The sequence below is a fragment of the Leucobacter salsicius M1-8 genome, assembly GCF_000350525.1.
Taxonomy (GTDB): domain Bacteria; phylum Actinomycetota; class Actinomycetes; order Actinomycetales; family Microbacteriaceae; genus Leucobacter; species Leucobacter salsicius.
The window spans coordinates 67,918-88,983 of sequence record NZ_AOCN01000013.1 but is presented as its reverse complement, the minus strand read 5'-3'; the positions used below and the strand labels follow the sequence as shown (position 1 = coordinate 88,983).

The window sequence follows — 21,066 nt, the reverse complement described above, 5'->3', positions numbered from 1 at the left end:
CCTATGGCCTCAGCTCGAAGGTCGTCGTTCCGATGGTCACCGGGGTGAACGGGGGCACGGGGACCGACTTGGTCACGCGTACGCCGTCGAGGCGCGTGCCATTGGTCGAGTCGAGGTCGGTGAGAACCCACTCGCCGCCCGAGAGGGCGAGGCGAGCGTGATGGGTCGAGGTGTATTCGTCAACGATGACGAGGGTTGAATCGCTCGAACGGCCGATCGTGAAGATGTTCTCGTCGAGAGGAATCGAGGTGCCAGATGCCACTCCCGTCGTGATGACGAGGTTCTTGGGGGCTCCGGATCCGCCCGCGGAGGGGAGGGCCCCACCGCTGGGCGTGACTGGCGCGCCCAGGGCGATACCGGTGGCAGCGTCGGGGGAGGCTGGCGCGTTGACGGGGGCAGGAGCAGGAGCTGCGGCGTTGGTCGGTGCGGCCGAGACAATGGGCTGCACGTGCGGCGCGGATCCGTCACCCCGGAGCTTGCGCACCGGCGCACCGAAGAGGTCGCTGCGCAGCGCGTACACGATCGCGAACACGAAGGCCCACAGCACCAGCAAGAAGCCAATGCGCAGGATCATGAGGGTGAGGTCACTCACAGGCCACTCCAAAAGTCTTGGTCGATGCCCGGCGCTTGGCCTGCGGCCCCTGAATCGGGCCTAGTGCTTCGAGGTTCTGGTGCGGGGGTGTTATTACTGCTGCTGGGGCGAGGCGCATGGGCCTGCCCGCCGGCTGCGCCCGCTGGGCGAGGTGCAACCGTGCTCCCGCTCGCGCGCCCGGGCACCAGTTGAAACTGGAGCGCCGTTTGCCCGATCGTAATCACAATACCGGGGGCCAGTGCCGCTTCACGGAACCGTTCGCCGTTAATCTTTGAGCCGTTGGTTGAGCCGAGGTCGCGGGCGAGGCCCGCGCTGCCGTCCCAAATCAGCTGCAGGTGCTGGCGCGAGGCGGCGCTGTCACCGATTTGAATACCGCAGTCCGTACCGCGGCCCACCGTGGTGGTACCGCGCTTGAGCTCGTGGCGCACGCCGTCGACGTCGATGGCTGCGATCCAGTCAACCGAACCTTCAACACGGGTGGCATCCACTGCGAGCACGCCCTGCGTGAGGCTGTGGTCGGCGCGTACCTCAACGTCGGCTTCGCCGAGCAGTTGGTAGTTCTGACGCTTCGCGTGCTTATTGATGACGCCGCGCAGTTCTTGTTCGAGTGTGGAACCGAGGCCCTGCAGGCGTGCTGCGTCCTTCTCTGACACGCGCACGACGAAGCGGTTGGGGGCCAACACGCGGTCGCGGTCAACCACCACGGCACCAATATCGAGCTCGCGCTTGATGGCAGATGCAATCTCTACGGGCTGCACGCCCGAGCGGAAGGTGCGTGCGAATGCGCCATTTACAGCGCGCTCAAGGCCGCGCTCAACGGTGTCTAGAATTCCCACGTGCCCTCCTCTGCTCTCTACGAACTATCTCGTGGTGTCTTTGCAGTTTAGCCCGCTTTGGTGAGAGGCCGCATGATCTGCTAAGCTTGGGGAGTTGCCAAAACCGGAAACGGTTTCGACAAACTCGCGCGAGTGGCGGAATGGCAGACGCGCTGGCTTCAGGTGCCAGTGCCCGCAAGGGCGTGGGGGTTCAAGTCCCCCTTCGCGCACGAGTAAGAGTAAGACCCCGAGTCAATTGACTCGGGGTCTTCTTGTTTTCTGCGGCCGATGTCGCAAGCCCTGCTCGCCTGTACCTGGGAGACCGGTAGCGCTGTAGGTAAGTTTGACGACACCGATCCTCTAAGTTGGTGTCGAACTGCACGAGTTGTTATTACTTTTTTCATTGCTCAGCAAGTGTTTTTGCATAGGTACTATGCGAAGCAGTGCGGCTGCAACTCGGGTTGTACGTACTGGCTGCTGTCAGGTCTTAAGGGGAAGACATCATCGCTGATTTGTCACGCAAACAACGATTCATCACATCAGGCATTGTGAGCTTGGCTTTTGTCTCGGCCTCGTGTTTACAAGTTGTGCCGGCCAACGCAGCGGCCACGCATCTCGATCCTGACACGGGAATGCCTATCCCGAGTACAGACCTGTTCCATGTGGGGGATCCCATCTACCCAATCGTTCTCGATGCGGTGGAGCGAGACCATGCGGCAATCGCTTTCGCGAGGACTCCCCAACAACCCATTGAGCTTGACGTCACAAGGACGACTTCCGTGACTAGCGCAGTGCTCGGCGACGTTGTCACATTCAGAGTCGAACTCCGAGGTCAGCAGGGCGACAGCTTTAGCTCCGTCGAGGACCTGACGGATGTGCTTTCCCATAACGCCAATTCAACGCTGCTCGGTTTTGCGTGGGAAAGCGGGGACACCGTCGGCCCGAGTCTCCTGCTCAATAACAATTCGCTGGTGGCCTCGGGGGTGATTGGTGCGAGCGGGACCTCTGCTTTCACATACGAGGTGCTCCTGGATGTCGAAGCTGACGGCAGCGTTGTTTCTGAGACGTGTGGAACAGCGACTCGAACCAACCCGATGCGGTATACCAGGAGCCCGTTCCGAGACCTGTTCGATCAAGGCGAGCAAATTGTCTATTTCCAGGGCGGCCCCACTGTCTGGCCTGCCGATGTCGAGCAGTTCTACACTGACTGGTCGGGCACTCGAGTAGGCCCAGAAATATGTGCCAATTCGTCGATCACGCTGGGTGATGCAGAGGACCCCACGGTTCCGCCCGTTGATGAGGTGCCGCCGGTCCCGCCCGTTGATGAAGTTCCGCCAGTCCCGCCGACCAGTGAAGTGCCGAAACAGACTCCTTAAGCCCCGATTGTGCTCGCGAATACGGGTGCTTCCACATCGGCCTGGTGGAAGATGCTGCTGGCGTCCGCGCTTTCTGGAGCGGGCCTCCTCCTCGTGTTTGCGCGTTTTAACCGCCGGAATCCTGTTGAGCCTGCAACCTTCACACCCTAGGCGTGTGGACTCGCAGCAAAGCGCTACGATTCTGCTGAAGTTCGCTGCCTACCGAGATACGGAACTCGTTCCAACCTTGCAGGCTGCGCTCTCAAGGGCCGAGTTTCCCTCGCGTCTGAGGTTTGCAATCGTGAATCAGGTTGGTCCAGAGACTGCACATCAACTTGACTCGGTGCGTGGAAACCCAAATTTCAATATCCATGAGGTGGCGTGGAGTCACTCGCTCGGGCTCGGGTGGGCGAGGAGGCTCTGCGACCAAATGTGGAGCGGGGAGACGTTTAGTCTTCAGCTTGACTCACACATGAGGTTCCAACAGGGATGGGACACTACGCTCGTTGCAGATTGGGAGTCTCGAAAGGACCCGAAAGTTGTTCTTTCTTGCTATCCGGCGATATATGGATTTCGAGATGGCCATGAATTCGTTCAAGACGTGTTGCCGCACCGAATTGTTGTAGATGGTTTGACTGAACACGGCGCACCGCTGTTGCGAACTGATATCGACGGTTGCCGATGCGGTGAATCGCTGTTTGTTGCCGGGGGATTTCAGTTTGCTGCTGGTGCGGTTTCGATAGGAGTTCCGAATCACGAGTACATCTTCGTCGGAGATGAAACCGCCCACTCAATTCGACTGTTCACGCACGGATATCGTGTAGAGGCGCCCAAAAGTATCCCAATTTATCACCTGTACAACAGGCATGAGTGGATGGACATAGACTACTGGCCCGAGAACATGGAAGCGGATGAACGGTCGCGCGCTCGCTACCAGAAGCTGCTTCAGGTGAGCCAGGTTATGCTCAAATCGATGCTCAGTGTCGAGGATGGTACGCGAGTTGGTGCGGTTCGGTCTAAGGCGGATTTCGCGGAGAAGGCTCGTTCCTTTCGCGGTGCTGGTTGGCAAGGGTCAGTTATGCAGTCGACGTCTGACTAGTGCCCGGCAGCTGCATCCTCAACGACTCTAGGGTCAAGGTCTAGCGTGTGGAGATCGACCGCCTGCCCATGAGCCCTAGCTGTGCGCGGCCGGGTGACGCGGCTTCAGGCCTAGCGCAGCTCGCCAGAAACCCAGTAGTAGCAAGATATAGACACGTGGACTTTCTTCGGGCGATCCGGTGTTGACCAGGTTGTCACTCGCGCCGCTGGCGGCGGCGATTGCCGTCGCATTCGCCGAGGGTGGCACAGGGGTGAATGAGACAGTCACCGACGGTGCTCTGCCTTCGATGTCGAGGCTGCCGCGCACAGGTGGAGCGCCTAGGCTAAGGGGGTGCCTTACCAATCAGCTGCAGACTCATCTCTCCCTCCCATTCCCGTCGGTATTGCGCCGAAACTGAGAATGGAGGTCGCCGTGAAGTTCTACGGCGAGGCCGAAGTGATCGATCGTGCGCTGTCGCTCCTAGACGGAAACAACGAGGGTGACGACTTCTTGCTCTTCGTGGGGGGCGAGCATGCGCAGGGCATTCTTGACGGTGCGCCGGTGCTGTACTGGCCCGAGCTGTGGGGCCTGCGTGCTCTGCTCTACGTGTGGGATGCAAAGGCGACTCCCGCCGTTGTCAACGCGCTGCACAACACCGCCTGGCGCGTGCGTGAGATGGCGGCCCGCGTGATTGTGGCCCGCGACCTTCCCGCCTCGACCGAGCTCGTCGAGCTGCTCGTGGACGAGACTCCGCGCGTACGCATCGCAGTGGCTCGTGCACTGGGCGCCGTCGGCAAGCTCGACAATGTCGAGGACCTTCGCCCGCTGCTCAAGGACCCCGAGGTTGAGGTGCGGCGGGCCGCGCAGCAGAGCATTGACGCGCTGCGCAAACGGTTTCCGCGGAGCTAGCTCGCGGCCGTAGTTGACCCGGATCGATCCCGGGCGTAACTACGCGCTCGCCATCGGCGGGTTCGGCATCGGACTCACTGAGTTCGTCATCATGGGGCTGTTGCCCGAAGTGGCGGCAGACTTCGCGGTGACCGAGACCGTCGCGGGCTACCTCATTTCAGGCTACGCGCTGAGCGTCGCGGTCGGCGCGATCGCGCTCACCGCCCTGCTCACACGCATGGATCGCAAACGAGCACTGCTCGGGCTAATGATCCTCTTCATTCTCGGCAACATGATCTCGGCACTGGCTCCCGACTACGGCACCATGATGTTGGGCCGGATCGTGGCCGCACTGTGCCACGGTGCGTTCTTTGGAATCGGGGCAGTGGTCGCGGCCCAGATCGTTAGGCCGAACAGGCGCGCCGCCGCTATCTCGCTCATGTTTGGGGGCCTCACCGTCGCCAATGTGCTGGGTGTTCCGTTTGGCACCCTGCTGGGCCAGTCAGCGGGGTGGCGCTCAACGTTCTGGGCGATCACCATTATCGGCGTGATCGCCTTCGTTGGAATCGTGCTCCTTGTGCCAGCCGGCATCGGTCGCGATACCGACGCGGAGCCGGCCCTGCTGCGACGGGAGTTCGCAGCGTTCCGGAGCGTCCAGGTGTGGCTCTCGATCGCCATCACAGTGCTGGGGTACGGCGGAATGTTCGGAGGCTTTACCTACATCGCCTTCACACTGACTGAGGTGAGCGGCTTCGCTAGCTCGGCCGTTCCGTGGCTGCTGATCCTGTTTGGGCTGGGGCTATTCGTGGGCAACTGGGTCGGGGGTAAGGCAGCCGACAAGAACCTGGGTCTCACGCTCGTAGTGCTGCTGCTTGTACTCACCGCCATCCTGGCCGTGTTTGCGTTGACTGCGGGGAACCAGACCATGGCAATCGTGAGCCTACTGCTGATGGGTGCCTTCGGGTTCGCGACGGTGCCCGGGTTGCAAATGCGAGTCATGGCCCATGCAGAAGTAGCGCCGACGCTGGCCTCGGGTGCCAACATCGCCGCTTTCAACCTCGGGAACGCTCTGGGGGCTTGGGGTGGCGGGCTTGCGCTCGCCGCGGGTCTCGGATTCACCTCACCGCTCTGGGCGGGCGCCGCGATCACGGTCGTAGGGCTCGCTGTCCTGGGTGTTGCCCTATTCGTGCCCGGCGGAGAATTTGCCCGAGCCGGGCGTGCGGCGCGCAAAGGGGCGCCCGCGCCCACTGATCCGGAACTCGTGCATGCGACCGGGCCCGCTGCCGCCTCGATCTCCAGCTAATCCACAACACAATTTCACGTCAGTACCCTCCAGAAAGAAGACTCATCGTGTCAACGAACCCAGTAGTCCCCACCATCACTCTGAACAGCGGAGCCGAGATTCCCCAGATCGGTTTCGGCGTATTTCAGGTCCCCAATGACGAGACCGAGGCCGCAGTATCGGCCGCGCTCGAGGCCGGCTACCGCAGCATCGACACCGCTGCAATTTACGGCAACGAAGAGGGCGTCGGGCATGCCATCGCCGCATCGGGCATTGCCCGCGAAGAGTTGTTCATTACGAGCAAGCTGTGGAACACGGATCAGGGCGCGGGCACCGCGGCAGGTTTCGAATCCAGCCTTGAAAAGCTGGGGCTCGAATGGCTCGACCTATACCTCATTCACTGGCCGGCACCCGCAAATGATCGCTACCTCGACACCTGGACCGCCTTCGAGGAGATCAAAGCGTCGGGCCGCAGCCGCTCGATCGGCGTCTCCAACTTTCTGCCCGAGCACCTGGACCGCCTCGTGGCACTCGGGGGTACCGTACCCGCAGTGAACCAGATCGAGCTGCACCCGGGCCTGCAGCAGGCGGACACCGTCGCCTGGAACCGGGCCCATGGCGTCGCGACCGAGGCGTGGAGTCCGCTCGCGCAGGGATCGATGCTCGCCAACCCCGTCGTCGTGTCCCTCGCCGACAAGCTCGAGCGCACCCCGGCACAGGTGATCCTGCGTTGGCACCTGCAGCAGGGCCGCATCGTAATTCCCAAGTCGGTGACCCCGGCGCGCATCGCCCAGAACCTTGACGTGTTTAGCTTCGAGTTGGGGGACACCGATATCGCGGCGATCACCGCGCTGGAGCTGCCTGGCGCGGCGGGCCGAATCGGCCCGACCCCCGCCGAGTTCAACGGCTAGCGGCGGCCGCCCCGGGGCGGATTCGGTGGTCACTCGTGCATAGCCCAGGGGTGTTCAGAATCGACCGTAGTTGATATGGTTTCGAGCAATTGCGATCGATTCTGAACACCGAGCGGCGCGAGGCGCCAGAGTAGGACACAGATTAATGGAACGCCATTCTCAAGGAACCGTTGACTCCCTGGACTTTAGCCGCGTCCTTGACCAGCAGCAGGTTGTTGGAACCAAGGTCACCATCATTGTTCCGACTGACGTTACCGGCAGTACCGACTCCCTCTCGGTCATAACGCTGAAGAACCAGCTGCGTGATGCGAAGAACAGTCTCGTCGCGGAGGGTCAGACTGAAGCTGAGGTCTCACGGCTGCTCGCACCCGCTGTTGAATTGCTCGATGACTCGTCGTACTGGAGGTTGCAGAGTCGCAGCCTGGTCGTATTTGTCGCGGACGGTTTCTTCCAGGCGACCCGCGTGCCGGTCGAACTGCCCGCCAGCCTCACGATCGGCGAAAGCTTCGACATGCTGCCGCTCGCCCCTGTGCTCGCGAGCGACCGAAAGCTGTATGTGTTGGCCCTCGCTAAGAACGCGGTGCGCCTGTTTGATACGACGAGAAATGTCATTGAAGAGCTGCCGCTCGAAAACATTCCGGCCTCGTTTGATGATGTTATCGACGAACTGCCCGAGCGAGTTGTCGACGTCCGGGCAGGGTCTGCCGGAACCCACGGCACCGCAAGCTTTCAGGGCACCGAGGGTGACATCAACCGCACCCTGCTTGAGAAGTACATTCGCGCGGTCGGGCATGCGGTAGGGGGGCGGTTGGGCACAGCCCGGTCGCAACTGCTTGTGCTCGCGGCGGTAAATGAGTACCTGCCGATCTTCAAGCAGGCCTGCACATATCCGGCAATCTTTGACGAGGCAATCGCGGGTAATCCAGAGCACCTGCTGCCGGATCAGTTGCGTTCGGCAGCCTGGCGACTTGTGAATGCCCACGAGTCCGCGCACGAGGCCGAAGAAGAAGATCACGCGCGGTCGGTCGCGCACGCCGGCAAGGGCTCGTTCGATATCGCTGAAATCGCGAATGCTGCCGAGGGGGGCCGGGTGGAAACGCTTTTCTTGCCCCGCGACCACACCCAGTTCGTGGGCGAGGACGTGCAGGCGCTCGCCAACCGTGCCCTGGTGGGCACACTCAAGAGCTCGGGAGCGCTTCGTACGCTCGGCGAGACCGAGAGCAGAGGCTTGGCAACCTTTAGGTACTGACCGCGTGGGCGCCCACTGCGGTCGGCCCTACACACCGGATCCCCGCGCTCGAGTCGAGCGCGGGGATCCGGTGTGTAAAGCGGGAACGTGCCCCGACTAGTCGATGACGAGCGGGCGAGTCACGAGACGCAGCACCCGATGGAATCCAAGGCTCGTGAGTGCTTCGCCCCAGTTTGAATCCGACGAATCGTCGAGCGCCACAAGCACTGACGATGCCCCGGCTTCAGCGAAGGGTGCGAGCACGGCCTCGAGGGCGGCAGGGTCTGCCGGGTAGCCGGGCTCGGGCTGGCAGAGCGTCAGCACCTCGGAGGACAACCAAATGTTGTCGGGTCCCTCCTCCACGCCAAGCGCAAACAGTTCTGACCCTTCGTCGAGCAGGTCACCGAGCCGGTCATCATCGATGTGCTGTGTGCCCACTGCCTCGCCCTGCGGGGCTGGGCGCATCCAGGTCTCGCCGCGTTCAACGAATCCGAAGCGACCATAAAATTCGGCGGCGGCGGGGTCGTTCGCAGGAACTTCGAGCGCGCTGACCTCGGCCCCCCACTGGTCGATACCCTCGGCCTCGGCTTCTTCGAGGAGCCAGCCGCCCAGCCCCTGCCCGCGCATTTCGGGCACAACAATCAGCGACTCGATCGTCACGACCGGGCCATCGCCGGCCCCCTCGATGGGCTCGTCGGCGTAGGCGAGGGCGTAACCGACGGCCTTCTTGCCCTGGCGCGCGAGGATTACAAACGCGGGCTGCCTGTCGAAGATGCGCTCGTAGTGGGCGAGACGGAGGGGCCAGCTGTCAGGTTGCTGTTGCACGGGGAGACCGGCCGCCTCACCCGAGAACTGGTGTGCAAACAGTTCCTCCCAGAGGGGCTGCAGATCTTGCAGTAGCTCGGCGCCGCCGAAGTCGACCTGCACGGCATCGGAGTTGGCGGAGTTGCTGGGGCGTTCGGCTTCGCTCATGACTGCGAGTGTACCGCCGTGCGAGGGGAGAAGCCCGACCGGCCCTGGTCAGGGACGAGCCCGCTAGGTACCATGAAGGTAGTTTGAGCGATGGCGCTCACGGTCTGGCCTTGAGGGCGACGCTCACCTGACGAAGGGAGCGTGTCATGACGAACATTGCCGTGATCGGGCTGGGGCATATGGGCGGGCCGATGGCCGCGAACCTCGTGCTGGCCGGGCATGAGGTGACAGGTTTTGATCTGGTGCCAGCAGCGCTGGAGGCAGCTCACGCTCGCGGGGTGCGGGCTGCGGTGTCGGCGCAGGAGGCTGTGATCGGTGCCGAAGTGGTGCTGACCGTATTGCAGACGGGCAGTAGTGTCCTTGCGCTCTACGCTGCAGGAATTCTTGAGGCGGCGCCCCCGAATTCGCTGTTTATTGAGTCGTCGACGATTTCGGTTGAGGACGCGCAAGCGGCGCACGCGCTCGTGCTGGCGGCCGGGCACCGGGGTATTGATGCGCCTGTATCGGGTGGCGTGGTGGGGGCAGAGGCTGCAACGCTCGCGTTCATGGTGGGAGGTTCCGACGAGGACTTTGCCGCGGCACTGCCAGTGCTTGAGGCCATGGGGCAGCGCATCGTGCACTGCGGTGGGTCGGGGCTCGGGCAGGCGGCAAAGGTGTGCAACAACCTGATTCTCGGCGCTTCAATGATCGCGGTGAGTGAGGCGTTTGTGCTCGGCGAGCAGCTCGGGCTTTCTCACGAGGCGCTGTTCGATGTGGCATCGAACGCATCGGGGCAGTGCTGGTCACTCACCGCAAACTGCCCGGTGCCCGGGCCGGTGCCAGGGAGCCCCGCAAATCATCACTACGCCCCGGGGTTCTCGACAGCCCTCATGGCGAAGGACCTCGGGCTGGCTGAGGCTGCACTCGATCACGTGGGGGTTGACGCGCAGGTTGGACGGCTCGCGAGCGCGCTGTACCGAGCCTTTACTGACGGTTCGGGGGACGGACTCGATTTCTCGGCCATCATTCTCGACGTGCGGGCGCGCAGCGAAGAGCGCGGGGCGGCACCCGGCGACAACTAGGGCGTGTCTGTTAAATGTTTGAGCCAAGCGATCACCCCGTTGAGCACTACCGCGGCCCGGTACACAACCGCGAGCTTGTCATACCGGGTCGCAAGCCCACGCCACTGCTTCAACCGGCAGTAACCACGCTCGATCACGTTCCTGCCTCGATACTTATCCGCATCAAACTTCGGCGGCCGACCACCCCGTGAACCCCGTCGTTTCCGATGCCCTTGCTGATCACGAGGCTCAGCAATTACCGCCTCAATGCCACGCTGACGCAGATACGCTCGGTTCCCACGCGACGAGTACGCCTTGTCACCCAACGCCGCAACTGGACGGGTGCGGCGACCAACCTGCAGCTGTTCCATCAACGGAATGAACAAGGGCGCATCACCATCCTGCCCGGCCGTGCAGATCGTCACCAACGGTAAACCATGCCCGTCGACGAGCTGATGAGTTTTCGTCGAGAGGCCGCCTCTGGAGCGGCCAATCGCGTGATCAGGCGGCTCGGTCAGCAGATTCTTGTAATTCGACGAAGCCCTTTTTTAGGCGGGTGACGTTCGTCGCGTGCTGGTGTGCGCGAGCAATCGTGGAGTCCACTGACACATCCCAATCGACCATCCCTGCACGGTCGGCATACTCGTGTAGTCGAGCCTGTACATGGCCCCAAGTACCATCCTTCGCCATCCGGTGGTGCCACTGCCACACTGTTTGCCATGGCCCGAAGGTTTCGGGCAGATCGCGCCACGCGATTCCGCACCGGTACCGATAGATAATCGCCTCGATCATCAACCGGGCATCAGCGAAGGGGCGGCCCTTCTTCCCGGTCGGGCCTGGCATCAAATCGGAGATTAGAGCCCATTGCTCATCAGATAGAAGCTGGAATCGTGACATGGTTCCACGATCCCAGCTTCCTTAAGAATCAATTAACAGACACGCCCTAGTGGCAACTAGCGGGAGGTGTGGGCCCGGTAGAGCTCCGTCATGGCATCGGCGACGAGCTGTGCGCGCTCAAGGCCGAGGACATCGATAAACCGCTCGCGGTTGAGCTGGGCTGCGACCGAGGTCAACCGCGAGGCGAGCTCAAGGCCCTCGCTGGTGAGTGCGAGGTAGGACACGCGCCGGTCCTCGGCACACGCCGCGCGCTCAGTGAGGCCACGCTCGGTGAGCTTGTCGGCGATCTTGGTGAAGCCGCCCGTTGAGAAGCCTGCACCCTTGGCGAGCGAGTTGTGGCGCGATCGGTGATCCGGGCAGCGAAACAGGCTCAGCATGGTTTCGACCTCGGCCTCGGTGAGATCAAACTGCGCTTTGAGGTGGGCGTGCAGGCCACGGTTGGTTGCCATGAAGCCGTGAATCACGCGCCCCCAGAGCTCGATTGCCGTCGCGTCATCGATGCTCGTTGCGGCTGGGTCATTCATGAGTGCTCCTTGAGATGCCCGCGAGGGCAGCGAAAATCCTAGTTCAATAGTAATCCAGAAAATAGCTTGCGTGGAAGCGAATCGTGTGTGAAGATATTTACATGCGTTCGCATTGATGTGCTTTCGCTTCATGAACTTCCCCAGTGACTGGGGCCATACAACTACAGGAGTATCGTGACCAAGATCGCCATCATCACCGGTTCCACCCGCCCCGGCCGCATCAACTACGGCCTGGCCGAGTGGGTGTTTGATCGCGTTGTCGAGCGCGGCGACGCCGAGTACGAACTCGTCGACATCGCCGATTACAACCTGCCCGTGCTCGATGAGGCCATGCCCGCCGCTTACGGCCAGTACGCTCAGGAGCACACGCAGGCCTGGGCTGCGAAGATCGCAGAGTTCGACGGCTTCATCTTCATCACCGGCGAGTACAACCACTCGGTGCCGCCGGCGCTCGCCAACGCGATCAGCTACCTGAACAACGAGTGGGCCAACAAGGCAGCCGGCATCGTCGGCTACGGCTCGGCCTTCGGCGTGCGTGCCGTCGAGCACCTGCGTGGCATCCTCTCGGAGCTGCAGATCGCACACGTGCAGAAGCAGGGCATGTTCTCGCTCTTCACCGACTTCGAGAACTTCTCGACCTTCAAGCCCACCGAGCTGCAGGCCGCCTCGGTCGAGCCCATGTTCGATCAGCTCGTCGTGTGGACCAACGCGATGAAGCAGGTGCGCGAGGGCGCACTCGTCGCGGCCTAAGCTCGACACAACTGAACGGCCCTCGGGCCGTGAGATCCCCGCCACGAAGCGTCCCCCAGCTTCGTGGCGGGGATTTTGTGTTTGCGGGGCTACGCTGCGGGTATGACTCGGGTGATTCTCTTTGGTGGCCACGGCAAAATCGCGATGCTCACGGAGCCGCTGCTGACACAGCGCGGCCATGAGGTGACGGCGATCATTCGAAATCCGGATCACGCCGACGCTGTGCGGGTGACCGGCGCGACGCCGCTGGTCGCAGACGTCGAGGCACTTGACGAGGCCGCCCTCGCCGAACTGATCGCCGGCCACGACGCCGTGGTGTGGTCTGCCGGAGCGGGTGGCGGCAACCCCGCGCGCACCCTCTCGGTCGACCGCGACGCCGCGATACGCACCATGGATGCGGCCGCGCGGGCCGGGGTGCAGCGCTACGTGATGGTGTCGTACTTTGGCTCGTCGAAGGAGCACGGGATCGATTCGGCGCACTCGTTTTGGACGTACGCCGAGGCAAAGGCGGCCGCCGACGAGCACCTGCGCGCATCGAGTCTCGACTGGACGGTGCTCGGGCCGAGCTCGCTCACCCTCGAACCCTCGACCGGCGGCATCGACGTGCACGCCGAAGCGTCGGGCCATGTTTCCCGTGAAACGGTCGCCCGCGTGATCGCCGCGGTGCTGAATGATGCGACGACGATTCACCGCACGATCCGGTTCAATGATGGCGAGGTCCCGATTGCCGAGGCGATTCGGGCCTAGCCCCAGATCGATGCGCGATTTTGGCCGCGGGCGAACCCGGGGAATGCCGGGGTGCAGGCCACGGTTGAAGGGAACATGCAGCCAGTCGATGTTCTCGTGATCGGGGCCGGCCAGGCCGGGCTCTCGGCGGCCTACCATATTCAGCATCGCGGGTTCGTGCCCGCTTCGCGCGCGCAACCCGGCGACCAGAGTTACGTCGTGCTCGACGGAGAAGCGGGGCCCGGTGGCGCGTGGCGGCACCGCTGGGAGTCGCTCAAGATGGCGACCGTGAACGGTATTCACGAGCTCCCCGGCATGCGGGTGCCAGCCGCCGATCCGCGGGGGAGTAGCCGGTACGTACTGCCCGCCTACTTCGGTGAGTACGAAGCGCGCATGGGGCTCGAGATCCGGCGCCCCGTGCGGGTGCAGGCGGTGAGCCGGGCCTCCGATGCTGCCGTCGGGCTTAGTGTCGAGACCGACGCGGGTACCTGGCTGGCTCGGTACGTCATCAATGCGACGGGTACCTGGAACCGGCCGTACTGGCCGCACGTGGCTGGCCGCGAGACCTTTCGCGGGCGGCAGCTGCACACGCGAGACTACGTTTCTGCCGCGGAATTCGCGGGCCAGCGCGTCGTGATCGTGGGCGCTGGTATCTCGGCGACGCAGCAGCTCGAGGAGATCTCGCGGCACGCCGACACCCTGTGGGTGACCCGCAGGGAGGTCGTGTGGGAGGACCTCTTCGCGCAGGGCCAGATTGTTGAATCGCTCGCCCGCGTGGAGGAACGCACCCGACAGGGGTTCGCCCCGCAGAGCGTGGCCTCGGTGACCGGCATGTTTCGTGCGCCGTGGGTTGAGCGGGCCGACGAGCGCGGTGTGCTCGTGCGCCACCCCATGTTCACCCGCATTGAACCGGGCGGCGTGCGCATGCCGGATGGCTCATTTGAGCGCGCCCATGTGATCCTCTGGGCGACCGGGTTTCGTGCGGAGCTCTCGCACCTGTCACCGCTGGGGTTGCGCACGCCCCATGGCGGGATCCGGGTCGCGGCGGGTCGCTCGCTCGATGAGCCACGCCTGTTCGTGATTGGGTACGGAGCCTCGCAGTCGACAATCGGGGCGAACCGGGCCGGTCGCGACGTGGTGCGCGCGATGATCGTTTCGGAGCGGGCGCTCGAAGCGGCGTAGGCACCCGGCTACAGGTCGGTGTCGCCGTTCATGAGTTCAGTCAGATCGATGCCAAACATGTTGGCGGCCGCACGGGCGGATGGGACGCCGGCGTTGATGTCTGCGCCCGCGGTGAGTAGGAGCCTCACGATCTCGTTGTGGCGTTTAAACACCGCGCCCGCGACGGGCGTTTGCCCGCGATCATTGGGGCGATTGACGTCGGCGCCGCGCTGAATCAGCTCTGCCACCAGGCTCGTGTGGCCATGGTACGAGGAGAGCATCAGAAATGTGTTGCCCTTCTCGTCGGTGAGCTCAAGGGGAACGCCCTGGTCGATCGCGCTGGTGACGAGCGCGGTATCGCCCGTGCGGGCGCCATCGAACAGGCGGTGCGCAAACTCGAGGGCGTCGTCGGGAAGCTCGGTGTTCGATTCAGTCATGGTTCTATTGTCGCCGATGTGTCGTGGGCGGAAGGGGCCGCCGGGCAATCGACTTGGGCAAACTTGTGGATTCTGGGCCTCCAAACCACAAATTCTTACAACTCGATTGTGTTGTGGACGCCAAGGGGATGATGAGCACGTGCGAAGATGGGGCGATGACGACCCACGCGCCGCTCGAGCACGACGCAGCGATTGCACTCGCCGCACGGGCCGAGGCAATCGCGACGATCCTGCACCGCGGCCAGGCCGACAAGAACGGCGACGACTACATCGAGCACCCGCGACGCGTCGCCGCCCGGTTCGACCCGCATGCCGCACCGTTCGAGCACGCCGCGGCGTGGTTGCACGACACTGTCGAGGACTGCGACATCTTGCCCGATGACCTGCGTGATGCCGGGATTCCCGACGCCGTGGTCGATGCGGTGATCCTGCTCACGCGCCGACACGGGGTCGCACCAGATGACTACTACCGCGTGATCCGGCGCGACCCCATCGCGTTGCACGTGAAACTTGCTGACATCGACGACAACACCGACCCCACTCGCACCGTGCAGCTCGATGAGCCCACGCGCGAGCGGCTCGCCGCCAAGTACACGCACGCCCGCGAGCTGCTGCTCGGCGGCTGAGCTACCCGGCTAGTCGCCACGCGCGTGCGAGAAGGCGGTCTGGAACAGGTGATCCGGATCCCAGGAGCGCTCGATCGCATCGAGCCGCCCGCGCACCTCGGGTGACCAAGCCGCGCGCACCTGATCCGGGGCGAGGGCATAGCCCTGGAAATTGATGAGTGAGCCGGTGAGCGCCCAGGGCTGTAGGGCCCCGAGCGTCGCGGCGCTCGCCGCGTCGACGGCCTCGCGCAGCGGCGGCGGATACGGGCCGATGACGCAGACATTGAACGCACCGTCGCGCCCGCCCACCGCAGAGTCGTGGGTGCCAGCCTGCGCGAGTGCGCCACCCATCATCCGCACCTCGGCCATGATCAGCGGCGTATCGACTCCGGGGCCCGCCGCCTCGAGCAGCGAGTCGACCGTCGCCGGCGTGAGCTCGCGCAGCCGAATGCTGTCATCGCGGGCGGGCATGGGCTCGGTGGGATCCTGATGCACCGAACCGATGGCGACGGCGGGGGTGACCGCGACGAGGTCTAGGACCGGGGTCGCTGCGGCCCGCATCGGGGCCAGCCATTCGGCTCCCTGCGCCGGATCACCGATGTGTACGTACCGCAGGTGCACCGAGAGCCGACCCCGCAGGGGCTCGGGAAAAATGGGGAGATCGGGGAGGCGCAGCAGTGTGATCGAGGTGCTCACCGCATCGGGGACGGTGGGGGCCCACTGGGCGAACGCGTGGAGCACCCGTTCGGCGTGATCGCCCGCAAAGAAGATCGACCCGCCGTAGTAGGTGGGCACCTCGACGAGCTCGAACTCAGTCTCGGTGACGATTCCCACCCAGGGCTTGCCGCCGCGAAGGGCCCAGAACAGGTCGGGCTCGCGTTCGGCGTCGATCTCAACGGTTCGGCCAGTGGCATCGATCATGCGCAGGCGACGCACACGGTCGGAGGCAAACCCGAAGGTGCGGGCCATGGGCCCCATACCGCCGCCGAGCGTGTACCCCACGATGCCGACGGTCGGAGATGACCCGCTGAGCGGGGCGAGGCCGTGTTGGGCCGCGGCGTTGATGACCTCGTGCCACTGGGTCCCGGCGCCGACAGTCGCGGTGCGCCGGGCCGGGTTGATGTGGACCGACCGCATGCCTGCCGTCGAGACCAGGATGCCGCGGGGCATGGGAATGCCGATGCCGTGGCCAGTGGCCTGCGCGCGCACCGGGAGGCCCGAGGTCGCGCCGAGCTTGACGGCCGCGGCGACGTCAGCTTCGTTGGTGGCCCGAAGTACGAGGTCGGGCTGGTGCTGCTCGGCCAGATTGAAACCCGCGTGGGCCTCGGCGAAGCCGGGGTCAGGGGGCGCGAACACCTCGCCGGAGGCATGCGAGCGGAGGGCATCAGCAGTGTTGGTTGCCATGATTGGGTCCTTTGTGCGCACCGATGCGGAGCTCGGAGGCGGGGCGCGGAGATGGGGGAATGGGGGATTCTCCTGGGGGAGATCCGGGCTCCAATGCGGCGATTTTAGGGCAGCGTCTGCGGGCCGACAAGGCCTCGACAAGGGGCACAAAAGGTGCAGGCGCAGGGTGTGGCGAGCGGTGCGGTACGCGGTCACGAGGTTAACGGTGCAGTGAGGGGTCAGTACCGCGGCACCCAAGCCGCAAAAAATTATCGAATTTTACAAAAACATCCCCAACTTGACTATTGCTGCTTATCTGCGATGGTAAATAAGTGGACTTTTCTGTCCGTGTGGCGACGAAGGTCGTGTCGTTCGGCAACGCGCGCGCGGCAGGGGGTCCTTGAAAACGGAATATTGATGGCTGGGGGAGAGCCCCTCGGTCGGAAAGGTTGATGTGCAACAGCAAAAGAGAATTGCGATCATCGGAGCGGGCCCCAGCGGAATGGCGGCCCTGCGAGCATTCGCGGCAGCGGAGCTCCAGGGGGACACGAACCCTGAAATCATTTGCTACGAGAAGCAGGACGACTGGGGCGGCCAGTGGAACTTCTCATGGCGCACCGGCACCGATCACTACGGTGAGCCGGTCCACTCAAGCATGTACCGAAATCTCTGGTCAAACGGGCCCAAGGAAGCGCTCGAATTCGCAGAGTACACCTTCGACGACCACTTCGGTCGGCCGATCTCGTCTTACCCTCCGCGCGAGGTGCTGTGGGACTACATCAACGGCCGAGCCATGCAGTCGGGCGTGAAGGACCGTGTTCGCTTCGCCCATGCCGTGCGCTGGGTTGAGTACAGCGAAGAGACCGAGAAGTTCACGCTCATCGTCGACAACCTGCGCTCGAAAGAGACCAAGCGCGAGACATTCGACGAAGTGATCGTGTCGACCGGCCACTTCGCCTTTCCGAACGTTCCCAACTTCACCGGGATGGAGTCATTTCCCGGTGAAGTCATTCACGCGCACGAGTTTCGTGGCGCCGAGCGCCTCGAGGACAAGCGGGTGTTGCTCATTGGAGGATCGTACTCGGCTGAAGACATCGGCGTGCAGGCGCACAAGATGGGTGCCGCGCAGGTCACGATGAGCTACCGCTCACAGCCCCAGGGCTTCGCCTGGCCGGAGGGTATGGAGGAAGTGCCTGAGATCGTCGGATTCGACGGCCGCGTGGCCACCTTCGTTGACGGTCAGACCCGCGAGTTCGACACCGTCATTCTGTGCACGGGTTACCTGCACCACTACCCATTCCTGTCGCGAGACATGCATATTGATTCACCGAACAACCTTTACCCCGAGGGCCTGTACCGCGGCGTGGTCTGGCAGAAGAATCCCAAGCTGTACTACCTGGGGGCGCAGGACCAGTGGTTCACGTTCAATATGTTTGATGCTCAGGCCTGGTACGTGCGCGACCTGATTCTGGGACGCGCCGAGTTGCCGAACGCAACGGATCGCGCCGCACACGCGCAAGCGTGGCACGAACGTTTCATGGCGGCCGACACCGGCGAGGCTCAGGTCCAGTTTCAGGCCGACTACATTCGCGACCTCATTGAGGCGACGGACTACCCCATGTTCGACCTCGACGAGGTCGTGCGCACCTTCCTCTCCTGGAAGGCAGACAAGCAGGAGAATATCCTGACCTATCGCGACCGCGTCTACCCGTCGGTCATCACTGGCACGATGGCGGCGCGCCACCACACCGCGTGGCTTGCCGAGTTCGACGACTCGATTGAGCGGTACCTCGAGCTACCGCAGCCGCAGGCTGCGGTATAACAAGACCTCAATGCACCGCGGGTTCCGGATCGCTTCTGTGATCCGGAGCCCGCGGTGTTTTTGGAGTTCTAGGCGGCAGCTCGGAGCCGCTCGGCCAGGTCGTGACGATTGCGTGCGCCGAGCTTTGCGCGAGCACGGGCGACGTGGGACTCCGCGGTGCGCACGCTGCACTGCATGCGCTCGGCAATTTCCTTGTTGCTGAGACCCTCGGCCGCAAGCTTGGCGGCGTCGAGCTCGCGCGGCGTCAGCTCCGTGCGCTGGTTCGTGGCCAGATTGGGCGGCGTGAACCACGCCAAGCGCGCCTTGGCGGCGGCCGCGATCCGGAGCTGAATCTCATCACAGCGAGCAATGTTTGCGCTCGACCGCCTGCGCGTGAAGATTTCGTGCGCCGTGCTGACGGCCGTGAGCGCCGGCCCCCAGAGCTCCCGCTCCTCTAGCGCCGCGGCGACGCGCAGAAGCTCGGCCGGGTTATCGTCGGCCTGGGCCTTCAGATGCCGCTGCGCCAGGGTGAGCATGGGGACCCACTCAGTAGCAACGCTTGAGACAATGCCGGGGGATCGTCTGCCAATCGGCGCGAGCTGCTGTTGCGTCGGTGAAACCAGATCGTACTGGCCCGCAAAGTAGGCGAAGACCTGCTCGTGCACGGCCGAGGTACTGGTGATCGGAGCCTCGGGGGTACGGAGTCGGGCACCAATGTGCGAAATGGTCATCTGCAACCGGGCCGGGATAAAGCGGGGCACACGCTTCTCAAACCGGCCCCACTCGAGCTGCGCGCGGTCGAGGTCTCCACACGCGAGGGCCTCGGCCGTCGCGAGGAGGTGATTGGCCCACAGTACGTGGCGGTGGGGCGCGGGCATGCGGGAGATGATCTCGCGCAGCTGCCCGCCCAAACGCGCATGCTGCGCCAGGAAGAACACGATGAGGCCCTCGGCCAGCACGACCGTCGCAACGATGTCACGCAGCTCGACCGTGGAGTGCATCGTTGAATTCGCGATGCGCGAGGTCAGGTCAGCGAGCGTGAGGTCACGGCGGGGGAGAAAGCCATTGCGCACGAGCTCGAGCTCGAGCAGGAGCTCGGCAGCGAGAGCGATCTCGGGGACCTCGTGCGTGACCGAGATTTCGTGCAGTCGTTCGGTGTCCAGGTCGGTGGAACTGGTGTCGTTCCACATTGTGAACACCTCGAGTGCTGCGCGAGACACCGGTCCGGCGAGGGAGTCAGACCGGGGGTAGAGCGGATTCTCGGTGCTGAGCCCCACCTCTGCGGCCAACCGGGCTTGCAGATACAGCTCCCCGAGCAGCTGGTTTCGCTCAGTTGGTGTCTGGGCATCGGGCCGGCGGTTCTTCATAAGCACATCAAGCCCGGCAAGCGGCGAGCTCAACACGGTAGCCGTGCGCGCCTTGAGGAGCGGGTTCAGAGCACCGGATCCGGTGCCCGCCCGCAGCAGCAGCGCGCGCGCCTCACCGCCCTCACCAAAAGCAATGAAGTCAGCGGCGGTGCGATGGAGGAGGCTGGCTTGCGCCTCGTGCGCCTGAGGGGAGGTCACTGCGTCGGGCCGCTGCAGGGCGCGCGTGCAAAAGAACGCGTCGCTCGTCGAGAGGGGGAGCCCCAGCTCCTCCTGCGCGAGCAAGTGGAGTGCGGCACGTTCGCGCATCGGGTCGATTGTGACGCTCGAGAGGCGAGGAAGCGACGCGGCGTAGATGATTGGCACGCTGTACAACCCTGTGCGGCATTTGGTCTGAATCAGTACCGCGTGCTGCAGCAGCGTGTCGACCGCGACCGCGCCGATCAGGTCGCGCGCGCCCGTGAGGGTGAGGGGATCTACCTCCGACAGCACGGTGGCGCCAGCGACGGCTTCGAGCGGTAGGGCGCTCGTGAGTCCCTCGGCCGAACGCAGGTATGGCAGCGAAAAGTCGCTGAGGCGCACGCTCGAAATGGCCGGTGAGGGCGTGACCGAGATGCGATCAGACTGTGAGATCTGCATGAGGTCGAGCGCCCAGCCCGGCCGCCCCCAGGCGAGGGCTTGAATCGAGGAGATGTTGGCTGAATCGAGCATGCGGGGGCTCGACTCATGAATCAGCTCGGCCACCTCGGTGTCAGTGAGGGCAGGAATCTGCACGTGGCGTGCCGACTCGAGCGTGCGCCGCAGGGTCGGGCCGGTGTTGAGCGCGCGCATGAGCACCGCGTCATAGGTGTCGCCGGTGGTTTGCTCGGCGATGGTGCAGAGCGAACTTCCGCCGGCCGCCCAGTGCTGGCCGAGCGAGCGCAGCAGCTCTTCGCTCGCCAGCTCGAAGTCATCAATGAGCAGAACGGTGGCGGGCGGAAGATCTCGAGCGAGGTCGGCATCGGTCGTTTCTTCGCCCACGTGCTCGCTGCATCGGATCAGTACGTACGGTGTTTCGACGCTGCTGAGGGCTGCGGCCACAGCAGCGAGCACATGTGACCTGCCGGACGCGGTAGGACCGATGGCCAGCGTGCCTCCGGGTACCTCAAGATACCCAACGAGCTGGGAAATCAGTACAGCACGCGAGCGCGCAGACCTGTTTGGCATGGTGCCCCCTGAATAGCACTACGACTGTCGTACGGTGACAAAGCTTAGCCG

General features: G+C 63.8%; 20 protein-coding genes and 1 tRNA gene. 13 read left to right on the top strand and 8 right to left on the bottom strand.

The genetic code is table 11. The features are described from left to right. Nucleotide 1: 1 nt before the first annotated feature. Both C795_RS0105020 and C795_RS0105015 read right to left on the bottom strand, forming a co-directional pair. Nucleotides 2-592, bottom strand: coding sequence for an FHA domain-containing protein FhaB/FipA (locus tag C795_RS0105020; RefSeq protein WP_017792667.1), 591 nt, complete (start codon nucleotides 590-592; stop codon nucleotides 2-4). Then, on the bottom strand, nucleotides 589-1,428 hold the full coding sequence (locus C795_RS0105015; protein ID WP_017792666.1) for an FhaA domain-containing protein: 840 nt from the start codon (nucleotides 1,426-1,428) through the stop codon (nucleotides 589-591). Before C795_RS0105015 ends, C795_RS0105020 begins: the two co-directional genes overlap by 4 nt. A gap of 126 nt (nucleotides 1,429-1,554) precedes the next feature. On the opposite strand from C795_RS0105015, the gene C795_RS0105010 reads away from it, so the two are divergent. From C795_RS0105010 to C795_RS0104980, 7 genes are all read left to right on the top strand, one after another. After that, nucleotides 1,555-1,637, top strand: a tRNA-Leu gene (locus C795_RS0105010). A 549-nt stretch (nucleotides 1,638-2,186) separates the two neighbouring features. After that, nucleotides 2,187-2,783 (top strand): hypothetical protein, encoded by a 597-nt coding sequence (locus C795_RS17145; protein WP_157486969.1) that lies wholly within the window; start codon nucleotides 2,187-2,189, stop codon nucleotides 2,781-2,783. Then, entirely contained in the window at nucleotides 2,674-3,861 is a 1,188-nt protein-coding gene (locus C795_RS0105000; RefSeq protein WP_083879138.1) for a GlcNAc-transferase family protein, read from the top strand. Before C795_RS17145 ends, C795_RS0105000 begins: the two co-directional genes overlap by 110 nt. Nucleotides 3,862-4,272: 411 nt before the next feature. Then, nucleotides 4,273-4,749 carry a HEAT repeat domain-containing protein gene (locus tag C795_RS0104995; RefSeq protein WP_232225435.1) on the top strand — a complete coding sequence of 159 codons (477 nt, stop codon included), beginning with the start codon at nucleotides 4,273-4,275 and terminating at the stop codon, nucleotides 4,747-4,749. 13 nt (nucleotides 4,750-4,762) lie between these two features. Continuing rightward, entirely contained in the window at nucleotides 4,763-6,031 is a 1,269-nt protein-coding gene (locus C795_RS0104990; RefSeq protein WP_017792662.1) for an MFS transporter, read from the top strand. A gap of 47 nt (nucleotides 6,032-6,078) precedes the next feature. Then, entirely contained in the window at nucleotides 6,079-6,921 is an 843-nt protein-coding gene (locus C795_RS0104985) for an aldo/keto reductase (protein WP_017792661.1), read from the top strand. A 145-nt stretch (nucleotides 6,922-7,066) separates the two neighbouring features. Further along, nucleotides 7,067-8,170, top strand: coding sequence for a baeRF3 domain-containing protein (locus C795_RS0104980; protein WP_017792660.1), 1,104 nt, complete (start codon nucleotides 7,067-7,069; stop codon nucleotides 8,168-8,170). 96 nt (nucleotides 8,171-8,266) lie between these two features. Here C795_RS0104980 and C795_RS16520 read toward each other — a convergent pair whose 3' ends face one another. Further along, the gene (locus C795_RS16520; protein WP_017792659.1) at nucleotides 8,267-9,121 is read right to left on the bottom strand and encodes a GNAT family N-acetyltransferase; all 855 of its coding nucleotides are present in this window, start codon (nucleotides 9,119-9,121) and stop codon (nucleotides 8,267-8,269) included. Between the two features lie 146 nt (nucleotides 9,122-9,267). On the opposite strand from C795_RS16520, the gene mmsB reads away from it, so the two are divergent. Next, nucleotides 9,268-10,182 carry a 3-hydroxyisobutyrate dehydrogenase gene (gene mmsB / locus C795_RS0104970; protein WP_017792658.1) on the top strand — a complete coding sequence of 305 codons (915 nt, stop codon included), beginning with the start codon at nucleotides 9,268-9,270 and terminating at the stop codon, nucleotides 10,180-10,182. On the opposite strand, the gene C795_RS16840 is transcribed toward mmsB, so the two are convergent. Then, nucleotides 10,179-11,058, bottom strand: a protein-coding gene (locus C795_RS16840) for an IS5 family transposase (RefSeq protein ID WP_157486967.1) whose coding sequence is annotated in 2 segments (ribosomal slippage) — nucleotides 10,179-10,709 and nucleotides 10,711-11,058 — 879 coding nt in all. Because the reading frame shifts where the segments join, the coding sequence is not laid out codon by codon here. The two genes, mmsB and C795_RS16840, sit on opposite strands and share 4 nt — an antisense overlap. 56 nt (nucleotides 11,059-11,114) lie before the next feature. Further along, nucleotides 11,115-11,582: a MarR family winged helix-turn-helix transcriptional regulator gene (locus tag C795_RS0104955; protein ID WP_017792655.1), complete on the bottom strand. Its 468-nt coding sequence runs from the start codon at nucleotides 11,580-11,582 to the stop codon at nucleotides 11,115-11,117. Nucleotides 11,583-11,756: 174 nt separating this feature from the next. On the opposite strand from C795_RS0104955, the gene C795_RS0104950 reads away from it, so the two are divergent. The 3 genes from C795_RS0104950 to C795_RS0104940 all read left to right on the top strand — a co-directional run bounded on the left by C795_RS0104950 (nucleotide 11,757) and on the right by C795_RS0104940 (nucleotide 14,240). Continuing rightward, entirely contained in the window at nucleotides 11,757-12,332 is a 576-nt protein-coding gene (locus C795_RS0104950; protein WP_017792654.1) for an NADPH-dependent FMN reductase, read from the top strand. A 102-nt stretch (nucleotides 12,333-12,434) separates the two neighbouring features. After that, on the top strand, nucleotides 12,435-13,079 hold the full coding sequence (locus C795_RS0104945; protein WP_026139460.1) for an SDR family oxidoreductase: 645 nt from the start codon (nucleotides 12,435-12,437) through the stop codon (nucleotides 13,077-13,079). 75 nt (nucleotides 13,080-13,154) lie between these two features. Further along, a complete protein-coding gene (locus C795_RS0104940) occupies nucleotides 13,155-14,240 on the top strand; it encodes an NAD(P)-binding domain-containing protein (protein WP_017792652.1) in 1,086 nt (361 codons plus the stop codon). A gap of 8 nt (nucleotides 14,241-14,248) precedes the next feature. Here C795_RS0104940 and C795_RS0104935 read toward each other — a convergent pair whose 3' ends face one another. Then, complete coding sequence (locus tag C795_RS0104935) at nucleotides 14,249-14,656, bottom strand: ankyrin repeat domain-containing protein (RefSeq protein ID WP_017792651.1); 408 nt, start codon at nucleotides 14,654-14,656, stop codon at nucleotides 14,249-14,251. Nucleotides 14,657-14,811: 155 nt separating this feature from the next. On the opposite strand from C795_RS0104935, the gene C795_RS0104930 reads away from it, so the two are divergent. Further along, a complete protein-coding gene (locus C795_RS0104930; RefSeq protein WP_051053760.1) occupies nucleotides 14,812-15,282 on the top strand; it encodes a hypothetical protein in 471 nt (156 codons plus the stop codon). A gap of 9 nt (nucleotides 15,283-15,291) precedes the next feature. On the opposite strand, the gene C795_RS0104925 is transcribed toward C795_RS0104930, so the two are convergent. Continuing rightward, nucleotides 15,292-16,665 carry an FAD-binding oxidoreductase gene (locus tag C795_RS0104925; protein WP_017792649.1) on the bottom strand — a complete coding sequence of 458 codons (1,374 nt, stop codon included), beginning with the start codon at nucleotides 16,663-16,665 and terminating at the stop codon, nucleotides 15,292-15,294. Nucleotides 16,666-17,098: 433 nt separating this feature from the next. Here C795_RS0104925 and C795_RS15260 point away from each other — a divergent pair, with 433 nt between their 5' ends. Further along, nucleotides 17,099-18,466, top strand: coding sequence for an NAD(P)-binding domain-containing protein (locus C795_RS15260; RefSeq protein ID WP_033349146.1), 1,368 nt, complete (start codon nucleotides 17,099-17,101; stop codon nucleotides 18,464-18,466). A 68-nt stretch (nucleotides 18,467-18,534) separates the two neighbouring features. Here C795_RS15260 and C795_RS0104915 read toward each other — a convergent pair whose 3' ends face one another. After that, nucleotides 18,535-21,015: a helix-turn-helix transcriptional regulator gene (locus C795_RS0104915; protein WP_083879137.1), complete on the bottom strand. Its 2,481-nt coding sequence runs from the start codon at nucleotides 21,013-21,015 to the stop codon at nucleotides 18,535-18,537. Between the last annotated feature and the right edge of the window lie 51 nt (nucleotides 21,016-21,066).